Origin of the sequence: uncultured Microbacterium sp. (assembly GCF_947488465.1) — a bacterium.
Lineage (GTDB): Bacteria > Actinomycetota > Actinomycetes > Actinomycetales > Microbacteriaceae > Microbacterium.
Window position 1 is genome coordinate 1 of sequence record NZ_CANKZA010000009.1, and the last position, 9,730, is coordinate 9,730.

Genomic DNA, 9,730 nt, shown 5'->3' on the forward strand with positions numbered 1-9,730 from the left:
CTCCACTCTCGCAACCGGAGGCCTTCACCCCTCAGAAATCACGAGCGATTCACGCAACAACGTCCCTGGACATCACATCTAGGCGAGGTAGACGCTTGTCGTGCAGGTGCAGATTCACGTCGTAGAAGAAGTCATAGACATCTTGCATTGCCGACTGGAAGTCCAGGACGCGCAAGTTGTAGGGAAGCGATGGTGCCGGGTTGAACGCGCTCTGGTATACCTCTTGTCGAACAGTCACCGCCTCAGCGTAGCCGTGCCTGTTCGACCGTCAGGCGTACGAGCACCCGGCGTTATCCTCGGACTCCATTCCCGCGCTGAAGTCGGGGTCGAAAGCACACTCGGAGTCCGAGCTACGTCTCGACCGAAAACCGAGGCCGGCCCCCTCGACGCGCCCCGTATCACCATCGATTAACTCCGGTGGGGGGGTGGTGTCGAGCCTCCCCCACACTCACTCCTTCTGCCTCACGTGGGTAGCTGGATGAGTCCGCAGAGCGGGCATCGCCAGACTGGAGTGCGCTTGGGGTCATCGACGGCCTCGAGCTGCACGAGGCATTGGCGGCAGTTGGGGGTGAAGCCGAGCCAGTCGGTGTCCTCGTCGTCGGGGGTCATCGGGTCAGGGTAGGCGCCTGTGCGTCGGGGCATTGGTCTGTGTCCACAGGGTCAGGTGTTGTTGGCGATGATGCGAGCGGCGATTGCGGGTGCGTCTTCGATGGTGAGGTCGGTGAGCAGGATGGTGCGGGTGCCGTCATCGAGGTCGATCCACCAGACGGGGCGGTTGTTGTCGTGGTCGATGCCGGCCCGGTGGGCGGGCAGTCCGCTGCCGTTGTTGGTGTCGGTGGGTCCGAAGTAGATCTGGGGGTTCCAGGTGTCTGCTCCCATGTCGGTGTGGATCTCGGTGGGGAAGGGGAGCATCTCGGCGACGGTGCGGATGAGGGTGTCGAGGTCGGTATTCATTCGGGGTTTCCTTCCTGGGGTGCGCTGAGGTCGTAGCCGCCGAAGGGGCTGTAGCCGGGGACGTGGCGGGTGCCGTAGGGGCCGCGTTCGGTGATGATGGGGGCGCCGGGGACGCGCATGTTGGCGGGGTAGTTGGTGTCGAACCAGTCCTCGAGCTGGGGGGTGAGCTTGGTGGTGCCCATCTGTCCGCGGAGCTTTGCGGGGAGGACGGGGAGGCTGCGCCAGCCGGGGAAGGCGTGGTCGTGCCAGGCTTCGACGCACTCGTTTTCGGTGCCGATGTGGTGCCAGCTGCACGTGCTGCAGATGAGCTGGGTGAGGCAGTTGCCGACGCAGGAGCAGATCGTTCCGAGGCCGAGGGTGGCGCGGTGTTCTTGGTGGGCTCCTGCGGCGCAGCGGAGGTCGATGTCGAACTGGTCGATGGTGTGGTCGCCGAGCTGGCGGTGTTTGTTGGTGTAGCTGCGGTGCCACATGTGGGAGGCGTTGATGCTGTTGAAGTGTCCGTGGAGGGCGATCCAGCGGTCCCAGCCGGCGTCGAGCTCGTCGGGGTGACGGTAGGTGAAGGTGGGGCGTCCGAGGGGGATGCCGTTCCATTCGGGGAGTGCGGCGACGTCGGCTTCGTGGATGAGGTCGTCGATCATCTCCATCAGGGTGTTCATGGCGGGGTCCTCTCAGAACAGGGGCGCGAGGGGCGCGTAGTCGGGGCCGGGGACGGGTTCGGTGGTGACGGGGAAGGTGCGGGGCTCGTGGCGTCGACTGGGGTAGCGGTGGTCGATGTCGAGGGCGGTGTCGGGCACGCACCAGGCGAGTTGTTCGTCCCAGGCGAGGGAGAGTTCGAGGGCGGCTTCCTCGAACGATTCGGCCCATCGCCCGACGATGCGGCCGCTGGTGGTCTGGGCTGTCCACCAGGCGTGGCCGGGGGTGGAGGGTCCGTGTCGGTCGTAGGTGGGGACTCCGAGGGTGGTGAGTTCGGCGTCGAGGGCTTCCCATTCGCGGCGGACGCTTTCGTTGGTGGCGCGCTCGACGTACCCGACGCGGGCGCGGATGCGCTGGGCGCAGGTCCAGAGGGTCGCGAGGTCGGTGCTCACTGGGCCGCTCCCGCCAGGTGGGTGGTGTATCCGGCGGCGGTGTAGCCGTTGGCGCACCAGACGCACACGGGGTACCGGTCGTCGTCGATCGGGTCTTCCACCTCGCGCGTCGCGATGGCTCCACAGTCGATGCAACTGAAGTCCATTGCCTCTCCCCCTCCGTTTTCCCGGCGTCGGGCCGGACACGTAGTGCCGGTGTCAGCGGAGTCGGCGCAGTGCCTGGAGGGAGCGGTTGCTAAGCGGAGCCCGGAGCGCAGCGGAGGGCGGAGTCTGCAAATAGCGACCGGAGGGAACGGAGCCGGCGGAGCTGACTTAGGCTCGGAGTTTCCGGCTCGACCCTGGGATGAAAGAACAGGGCACGCGGAGCGTGCGCGTCGAGCGGCCCGTCAGGGCTGCTCTGGTGGGTTCGTCAGGACAGCCCGGGGCCTTCGGGATGGAGGCTGGTTCCGGGGGCCTGGTAGTCGTCGACGCGCTTGGGCGCGGCGGTCCTCTCGATCATCGTCATGGTGTCGTTGAGACGTTCCACGAGTCGGGGCGCTGCTTCGGAGTTGGCGGGTAACTGCATGGATGGCACGACTTCGAACGGTCTATAGGAGGTTTCGGCACAGGCGGGTTTACACCGACCCACGCGGCACATCGTCAATGACTCGATCGATCCAGGTTCGTCGCGGCAGCGTCTTGATTTCATCCCGCTCGAACCAGCCAACTTCCAAGAGTTCGTCGAGGTCCGGTGTAGCTGGGCTTAGAAGCTCGCAGTCGTAAGCAGTTGTGACGTACCCCACTTGATCCCCATTGGGGTAGGTCACCATCATCGGGTGTCCGCCGTACACGCCCACGATGCGCCGAACACGCACATTCGCCGCCGTCTCCTCGAACACTTCGCGAATGACCGCCTCTCCCGGCTCCTCTCCCGGCTCCACCGCACCGCCGATGAGGCTCCACAGCCCGGAGTGTTGATGCCGGGCGAGCAAGAACCGATCTTCGTCACGGATTACCGCGGTCACGCCGGGCAGCAGGAGCAGATCGGTCCCTATTCGGGATCGGATCGATGCGACGTACTCCGATCGAGGCATGAGGGAAGTGTACGGAGCGTCCCGAAAAGGTAGATCTTCAGTTTCGGCCGATGAAGGGTTTCGGCACAGGGTTTCGGCACGGCGTGTCGAGGTCACCGCGCCGCATCTGGTCGTCGTGCCGGAATCGATCAGTTTCGAGCGATTGCGGAAACCTACAAGGTCGCGCGCTGTTGCATAGCGGCGCGGATCGCGCCTACCCTTGAAACGTGCATTTGTACTTCCTGTGACGGCTGAGTAAGGCCTACCGCGCTCGTTGAGTCATCCGAGCCTGCGGCGGCCGCTCGTTCTCGACCCTCCACGGGTCGCCGTCATCTTGCGCACCTTCGCACGCTTCTTAGCCGTGCGGTGCGTCGTTCCGAAGGATACGAATGCTCTCCCTCAACACCCCTCGACCCGCGCGTAATCGCGCGCAGCTCATCGCGTCCGACGTCTCTGTGATGCGCGGAGCCACCCCCGTCCTCAACCACGTTGACCTCACGATCACGGCTACCTCGCGCGTAGCGATCGTCGGCGAGAACGGCCGGGGTAAGTCGACGCTCCTGCACGTCCTCACCGGCACTCTCACCCCGGACAGCGGAGTAGTGCAGCGACTCGGGACGCTCGGCATAGCCGAACAGGAAATGCCGAGCGGCGACGATAGAACCGTGGGCCAGGCGGTCGCGGAAGCGATCGCGCAGCCGCTGGCCGCCCTGGCGTCCCTCGATGCGGCCGCGGCGTCACTCTCGGCGGGCGTCACCGGAGCTGAGGAGCGATATGCCGCCGCTCTGGAGCACGCCGAAGTCCTAGATGCGTGGGACGCCGAACGGCGGGTGCAGATCGCGCTGGAAGCGCTCGACGCCGAAACCGATCCCGCCCGCCGACTGCACGACCTCTCCGTCGGGCAGCGGTACCGCGTGCGCTTGGCGTGCCTGCTCGGCGCCGATGACGATTTCCTGTTGCTCGACGAGCCGACGAACCATCTCGATAGGAGCGGCCTCGAGTTCCTGACCGCGCAACTGCGGTCGCGAAACGGCGGCGTGATCGTCGTCACCCACGATCGCGCGCTGCTATCCGACGTCGCGGAGACGATCGTCGACCTCGACCCAACCCCCGACGATCAGGTGCGCGTGTACGGCAACGGCTACGCCGGCTACCGGGAAGGCCGGCGCGCAGAGCGCGAACGGTGGGAGCAAGAATACGAGCGACAGCAGACCGAGCTCGCACGACTGCAGGACAGTCTCAGCTCAGCGCAGAATCGTCTCGTCTCGGGCTGGCGCCCAGAGAAGGGAACCAACAAGCACGGACGGGCGACGCGCGCGGGCGGGCTCGTGCAAAGCGTGCACCGCCGGCAGGAACAACTCGAAGCGCACGCGGTGACCGTCCCCGAGCCGCCGCAAGTGTTCCGCTTCCCGGACCTCGCGACCCGAACCGGAGCGGTGCTACTGAGTGTGGATCAGGTGACCGTGGCCGACAGGCTCACGCGCCCGGTGACGCTCTCGCTGGCGCACCGGGGGCGTCTGGTCGTGACCGGACCCAATGGGGCCGGGAAGTCCACTCTGTTGAGCGTTGCAGCGGGTGATCTGCACGCGGACACGGGCAGCGTTCGTCGTCCATCGAATGTACGGCTTGCGTTCCTCCGCCAGGAGACCGCGCTGCCGCCGGATCGTCGCGCAAGCGCGGTCTACGCGGCCCACGTCGACACACTCGTGGCGGCCGGCACCGTCCACCCAAGCGAGGCCGTCGGGCTCTCGCAGCTCGGGCTCCTTCGCGCCCGCGAATCGAGCAAGCGGATAGGTGAGCTGTCGATGGGCCAGCAACGGCGCCTCGACCTGGCCCTGGTGCTCGCCACCAAGCCTCACGTGCTCCTGCTCGACGAACCGACCAACCACCTATCGATCGCGCTCGTCGACGAACTGACCGACGCGCTCAACGCCACCCAAGCGGCTGTGATCGTATCCACCCACGACAGGCAGCTTCTTCGCGACGTCGACGGCTGGCCCTCGTTGCGACTGGCAGCACCGACCGAGAGCGAGGCGCTGGTATGAACCGCGAGACTCCCGACCGGCTGCGGGCGCTGCGCCCTCTTGCCACCCGCGACTATCGGCTGCTGTTCGCGGCGGTCGGTATCGAGGTCTTCGGCACCGGCATGTGGACCATCGTCATGGTGTTCCAGGTGCTCGCCCTCGACGACAGTCCCCTTGCTCTTTCGGCCGTGGCTACCGGGCTCAGCCTCGGTCTCTTCGCTTTCTCGGTCTTCGGCGGGGTGGTAGCCGACCGCTTCTCCAAACGACGGATCATCATCACCGTGCAGGGATGCACCGCGGCGGTCATGACCACCGTCGCTGTGCTGTCCCTCACAGGCGCAATCGAGCTGTGGCATGTCGGGCTCGCCTCGTTCGCGATGGGCGCGGGTAGCGCGTTCTTCTACCCCGCCTACAGCGCCTACCTCCCGCAAGTACTCCCACCCGAGCAACTACTCGCCGCGAACGGGCTCGAAGGGGCTCTCAGGCCATCAATGGGCCAGGGCCTCGGCCCCGCCCTCGGAGGGATTGTCGTCGGGGCCTTCTTCCCCGCCGTTGGCGCGGTCATCGTCGCCGCCTCCTACGCGGTCGCGTTCGTCATCACCCTGTTCCTCAGCCGCCGCGAGGACGCACCCGCTCCGGCGACGTCGGAAGAACGCACGAGCGTGTGGGGGGATCTCCGAGCTGGGGTCCGCTACGTCGCTCGCACCCGGTGGCTGCTGTGGACGCTGATCTTCGGATCATCGCTCGCGCTCATCATCCAGGGGCCAATCGAGGTGCTGCTGCCGTTCCTCACCCGCGACCGCTTCGACGACGCCGAAGCGACGTTCGGACTCTTGCTCGCCGCCTACGGAATCGGCGGCGCAATCGGCTCGCTCATCGTGTCGTCTCTCAAATTGCCCCGGCGCTATCTCACGCTCATGATCGGCCTCTGGGGCGGCGGAACCCTCCCGCTCGTGCTGATCGGCCTCGTCAACGACCTGGCGGTGATGCTCATCACACTGTTCGCCGTTGGCGCGGCCACGGGAGCTGGTGTAGTCATCTGGGGCACGCTGCTTCAACGACTCGTGCCACCGGAGATGATTGGGCGCGTCGCCAGTCTCGACTTCTTCGTCTCGATCGCCTTCATACCCGTTTCGATCGCGATCGCCGGGCCGCTGTCGCTCGTCGTACCGATACCAGCCATCTTCATCGTGGCGGGCGTCGCGCCGACGCTGCTCGCTGTCGTCGCGCTTGTCGCAGGACGCATGCGGCATGTCGAAACGAGACAACCACTGGACACGTGAGCGCGTGCCGAAACTCCGTTCCGAAACCACGGTGTGCCGAAAGGGGTTTTGATTCGGGGCGGAGTTTCGGGGTGCGTCTCCGCCAACCCGCTCGACCGTGCCGCAAACGATCGTTTATGGTGCGCACCAGTTCCCGACTTAGCCATAGCCCAAACTTTACTAACTAGGTGGTATAGTTAGAGAATGGGTCAGCAGAAGCAGTCGAACGTGTCAGTCTCATCGCAGCGGCGGTGGTGGCTGCTTGTGACGGTTGGTGCAGGTTTGCTGCTCATCACCCTGGATAACTCCATCCTCTACACGGCGCTGCCGACGCTCACCGCAGAGCTCGGCGCTTCTGGGTCGGCCGCACTGTGGATCATCAACGCTTACCCGGTCGTGATGGCTGGTCTGCTGCTCGGAGCTGGAACGCTCGGCGATCGGATTGGTCACCGCAGGATGTTTGTGATCGGTCTGGTGATCTTCGGCGTCGCGTCGGTGGCTGCTGCGTTCTCGGTGAGTCCGGAGATGCTGATCGCCGCGCGAGCGTTGTTGGCGGTGGGTGCCGCCTCGATGATGCCGGCGACGCTGGCGCTGATTCGTCTGGCGTTCGACGACGAGCGGGAGCGCAACATCGCGATCGCGATTTGGGGCAGTCTCTCGGTGGTCGGAGCCGCCCTGGGGCCGATCGTCGGTGGAACGTTGTTGGAGCACTTCTGGTGGGGATCGGTTTTCCTCATCAACGTACCCATCGTGGTCGCGGCGCTTATCGCTACAGCGATCGTCGCGCCGCGGAACGATGCTGATCCGTCGAAGTCGTGGGACCTGCTTTCCTCGGTCTACGCGATGGTGGGCCTGGTTGGCACGGTGCTGTTCATCAAGGAACTGGCGCACTTCCCCCAGAATTGGGCCCTCATCGCCATCGCCGCTGTGGCCGCGGTGCTCGGCTTCGTGCTCTTTGTGCGGCGTCAGCGTCGGATGGAGGAACCGCTGCTGGACTTCTCTATCTTCCGCAACAAGGCCTTCACCGGGGGTGTTCTGGCAGCGGCGTTCGCGATGTTCACCATTGCCGGCGCACAGCTGATCGCGACCCAACGCTTCCAGTTGGTCGAGGGTTTCAGCCCGCTGCAGGCTGGGCTGCTCGTCGCAGCGCTCGCGCTCGGTGCGTTGCCATCGGGGATGCTGGGTGCCGCATTCCTGCATGTGCTCGGACTCCGGATCATCATCTCCGGCGGGCTGGGCCTGGGCGCACTCGGCTTGCTCGTCTCGATCGCGGCGGCCGCGAGCGACATCCTCATCCTGCTTGTCACCGGATTCATCATCACAGGGCTCGGGCTCGGTGGTGCGTTCTCAGTCGCGTCAGCCGCGATCATGGGCAACGCCCACCCCCGCAAAGCGGGCATGGCTGCGTCGATCGAAGAGGTCTCCTACGAGATGGGGTCGCTCTCCGCTGTCGCCATCCTCGGAAGTCTGCTGACTTTCGTCTACATGTCTGCAGTGCGGTTGCCTGCAGGCTCCCCGGAGGTCGCTGGCGAGAGCCTCGGCGACGCGCTGGCCGTGGCCGAGGGAAACACCGGACTCATCACTGCTGCGACCGCGGCGTTCGACACCGCATACCTAGTCACCATGATCGTGCTGGGTGTGATGCTGGCCATTGGCGCCCTCGTGACGAACCTGCTCCTGCGCGGGTACGGCCTGCGCAGTCAGTCAATGAAGTTCGCCGAGAACCACTGACACACCCGACCCGCCCCCGCGAGAGAAGGAACTCAGCATGCGCGAGAGCAAACGAAACGTGATCCTGGACGCTGCCGTCACCGTAATCGAGTCCGAAGGCATCACCGCAGTAACCTTCGACTCCGTAGCCGCGGCCGCCGGGATCACCCGCGGTGGGATCATCTACCACTTCCCCTCCCGCGAAGATTTGATCGCTGCGATCCACGAGCACATGGCCCGGCTTTGGGAAGACCAGCTCGAGGCTGCATGCGGCAAGACCGCCGATGAAGCGACCGCAACCGAACGCCTCGTCGCATTCATTCGCCTGGCCTCCACGCCGGCGACCCGCGCCGAGGTGCAGATGATCCTCGACAGCCACCACACCGAGAACCAAAACGTATGGGATCGCGTGCTGCGACGGTGGGCGCCACGACCGCAGCCGACCGACGACGAGGCTTACACGCTCGCACTTCTGGCCGCCGACGGCCTCTGGGTCAACGACGTCCTCGGCAGCACCCGCATCCCGCCTCAGCAGCGCCACGACACCGCTGAACGCATCATCGACCTCATCCGCAAGAACTGACATCCCTTGGAGGGCACCTTGAACGAAACCATCTTGGTCACCGGGGCAACAGGTAAGACCGGAAAACGCATCACCGAACTCCTCCGCGCGCAGGGGCACGCGGTCCGGGCAGTGTCACGCTCCACCGACATCCGATTCGACTGGCAAGACGCCGACACCTGGCCAGCCGCACTCGAAGGCGTCAACGCGATCTATGTCGTCACCGCCTCGCTCTACGACCCAGACACGCTGAATCAACTGCGCGAGTTCGGGAAGCTCGCCATTCAGAACGGTGCAACGCGCGCAGTGATGGCATCCGTCCCAGACGACGGAAGCGAGGAATTTCAGGTCCTTCGCAATGCCGAGAATGCACTCGCCGAATCCGGTCTCGGGCTTACCGTGCTCCGGGTCCGGTGTTTCATGCAGACCTTCTCTGAGGATTTCCTCCGCGACTACGTCATCACCGGTGAGCTGCGTCTCCCCGCGGGCGACGGCGGTGAAGCATTCATCGACGCAGACGACATCGCCGCCGTCGCGGTAGCCACACTCACCGATGACCGCCACATCGACGCTGACTACGAACTCACCGGCCCACGAGCGCTCACCTTCAACGACGTCGCCCAAGAACTTAGCGACGCAACCGATCGAAACATCACCTACACGGCCGTCTCGCCAGAGGACTACACGCACGAGCAAGAGCAGCGAGGTGAACCCAAGGAAGGCGTCGAGCTCCTGACAGAACTATTCGCCACAATGGCCGCCGGCGACCTCATGACCACCACCACGCACGTTCGGGACGTGCTCGGCCGATCCCCGCAGGACTTCCGCGACTTCGCCCTGCGGGCCGCGCGTAACGACGCATGGGACGCCTAACTTTGGGCATCGCACCCGGGATCGATCAATAACGATCGTCATCGACACACGGGGGTTCACAGCCCTCTACGGCCTGCCGCAAACGTCCACCGAAACCACGTTCTGGACATCGTTTTCGGCAGGCCCGAATGGGGACTGTCCGAATAACGGTGTGTGGGCTCCGGCCTGATCCGAAAGGAGATGGCCGTGGCTGACACGACCGAAATGT

12 protein-coding genes are annotated in these 9,730 nt (G+C 65.1%); 5 read left to right on the forward strand and 7 right to left on the reverse strand.

The features are described 5' to 3' along the window. Nucleotides 1–462 precede the first annotated feature (462 nt). The 7 genes from Q0653_RS13860 to Q0653_RS13890 form a co-directional block, all read right to left on the reverse strand. A complete protein-coding gene (locus tag Q0653_RS13860; protein WP_298945326.1) occupies nucleotides 463–609 on the reverse strand; it encodes a hypothetical protein in 147 nt (48 codons plus the stop codon). A 51-nt stretch (nucleotides 610–660) separates the two neighbouring features. Then, nucleotides 661–954, reverse strand: a complete 294-nt coding sequence (locus Q0653_RS13865) for a hypothetical protein (protein ID WP_298945328.1) — start codon at nucleotides 952–954, stop codon at nucleotides 661–663. Then, nucleotides 951–1,610, reverse strand: coding sequence for a DUF6349 family protein (locus Q0653_RS13870; RefSeq protein ID WP_298945330.1), 660 nt, complete (start codon nucleotides 1,608–1,610; stop codon nucleotides 951–953). Before Q0653_RS13870 ends, Q0653_RS13865 begins: the two co-directional genes overlap by 4 nt. A gap of 12 nt (nucleotides 1,611–1,622) precedes the next feature. After that, entirely contained in the window at nucleotides 1,623–2,039 is a 417-nt protein-coding gene (locus Q0653_RS13875; RefSeq protein ID WP_298945332.1) for a hypothetical protein, read from the reverse strand. Beyond that, nucleotides 2,036–2,185 (reverse strand): hypothetical protein, encoded by a 150-nt coding sequence (locus Q0653_RS13880; RefSeq protein WP_242087784.1) that lies wholly within the window; start codon nucleotides 2,183–2,185, stop codon nucleotides 2,036–2,038. Before Q0653_RS13880 ends, Q0653_RS13875 begins: the two co-directional genes overlap by 4 nt. A gap of 263 nt (nucleotides 2,186–2,448) precedes the next feature. Then, the gene (locus tag Q0653_RS13885) at nucleotides 2,449–2,604 is read right to left on the reverse strand and encodes a hypothetical protein (protein ID WP_298945336.1); all 156 of its coding nucleotides are present in this window, start codon (nucleotides 2,602–2,604) and stop codon (nucleotides 2,449–2,451) included. A 49-nt stretch (nucleotides 2,605–2,653) separates the two neighbouring features. Then, on the reverse strand, nucleotides 2,654–3,112 hold the full coding sequence (locus Q0653_RS13890; RefSeq protein ID WP_298945338.1) for an NUDIX domain-containing protein: 459 nt from the start codon (nucleotides 3,110–3,112) through the stop codon (nucleotides 2,654–2,656). A 368-nt stretch (nucleotides 3,113–3,480) separates the two neighbouring features. Between Q0653_RS13890 and Q0653_RS13895 the strand changes: the two genes are divergently transcribed. From Q0653_RS13895 to Q0653_RS13915, 5 genes are all read left to right on the forward strand, one after another. After that, the gene (locus Q0653_RS13895) at nucleotides 3,481–5,136 is read left to right on the forward strand and encodes an ABC-F family ATP-binding cassette domain-containing protein (protein ID WP_298945340.1); all 1,656 of its coding nucleotides are present in this window, start codon (nucleotides 3,481–3,483) and stop codon (nucleotides 5,134–5,136) included. Next, on the forward strand, nucleotides 5,133–6,398 hold the full coding sequence (locus tag Q0653_RS13900) for an MFS transporter (RefSeq protein WP_298945342.1): 1,266 nt from the start codon (nucleotides 5,133–5,135) through the stop codon (nucleotides 6,396–6,398). The genes Q0653_RS13895 and Q0653_RS13900 overlap by 4 nt, the downstream gene beginning before the upstream one ends. A gap of 183 nt (nucleotides 6,399–6,581) precedes the next feature. Beyond that, nucleotides 6,582–8,108: an MFS transporter gene (locus Q0653_RS13905; protein WP_298945344.1), complete on the forward strand. Its 1,527-nt coding sequence runs from the start codon at nucleotides 6,582–6,584 to the stop codon at nucleotides 8,106–8,108. A 37-nt stretch (nucleotides 8,109–8,145) separates the two neighbouring features. After that, the gene (locus tag Q0653_RS13910; RefSeq protein ID WP_298945346.1) at nucleotides 8,146–8,670 is read left to right on the forward strand and encodes a TetR/AcrR family transcriptional regulator; all 525 of its coding nucleotides are present in this window, start codon (nucleotides 8,146–8,148) and stop codon (nucleotides 8,668–8,670) included. An 18-nt stretch (nucleotides 8,671–8,688) separates the two neighbouring features. After that, on the forward strand, nucleotides 8,689–9,522 hold the full coding sequence (locus Q0653_RS13915; protein WP_298945348.1) for an NmrA family NAD(P)-binding protein: 834 nt from the start codon (nucleotides 8,689–8,691) through the stop codon (nucleotides 9,520–9,522). Nucleotides 9,523–9,730 lie beyond the last annotated feature (208 nt).

Excerpts from the sequence above, each read along its gene's own strand:
- Q0653_RS13880 (WP_242087784.1), bottom strand. The coding sequence starts at position 2,185 with ATGGACTTCAGTTGCATCGACTGTGGAGCCATCGCGACGCGCGAGGTG.
- Q0653_RS13900 (WP_298945342.1), top strand. The coding sequence starts at position 5,133 with ATGAACCGCGAGACTCCCGACCGGCTGCGGGCGCTGCGCCCTCTTGCC.
- Q0653_RS13860 (WP_298945326.1), bottom strand. The coding sequence starts at position 609 with ATGACCCCCGACGACGAGGACACCGACTGGCTCGGCTTCACCCCCAAC.
- Q0653_RS13865 (WP_298945328.1), bottom strand. The coding sequence starts at position 954 with ATGAATACCGACCTCGACACCCTCATCCGCACCGTCGCCGAGATGCTC.
- Q0653_RS13895 (WP_298945340.1), top strand. The coding sequence starts at position 3,481 with ATGCTCTCCCTCAACACCCCTCGACCCGCGCGTAATCGCGCGCAGCTC.
- Q0653_RS13870 (WP_298945330.1), bottom strand. The coding sequence starts at position 1,610 with ATGAACACCCTGATGGAGATGATCGACGACCTCATCCACGAAGCCGAC.
- Q0653_RS13910 (WP_298945346.1), top strand. The coding sequence starts at position 8,146 with ATGCGCGAGAGCAAACGAAACGTGATCCTGGACGCTGCCGTCACCGTA.
- Q0653_RS13905 (WP_298945344.1), top strand. The coding sequence starts at position 6,582 with ATGGGTCAGCAGAAGCAGTCGAACGTGTCAGTCTCATCGCAGCGGCGG.
- Q0653_RS13890 (WP_298945338.1), bottom strand. The coding sequence starts at position 3,112 with ATGCCTCGATCGGAGTACGTCGCATCGATCCGATCCCGAATAGGGACC.
- Q0653_RS13885 (WP_298945336.1), bottom strand. The coding sequence starts at position 2,604 with ATGCAGTTACCCGCCAACTCCGAAGCAGCGCCCCGACTCGTGGAACGT.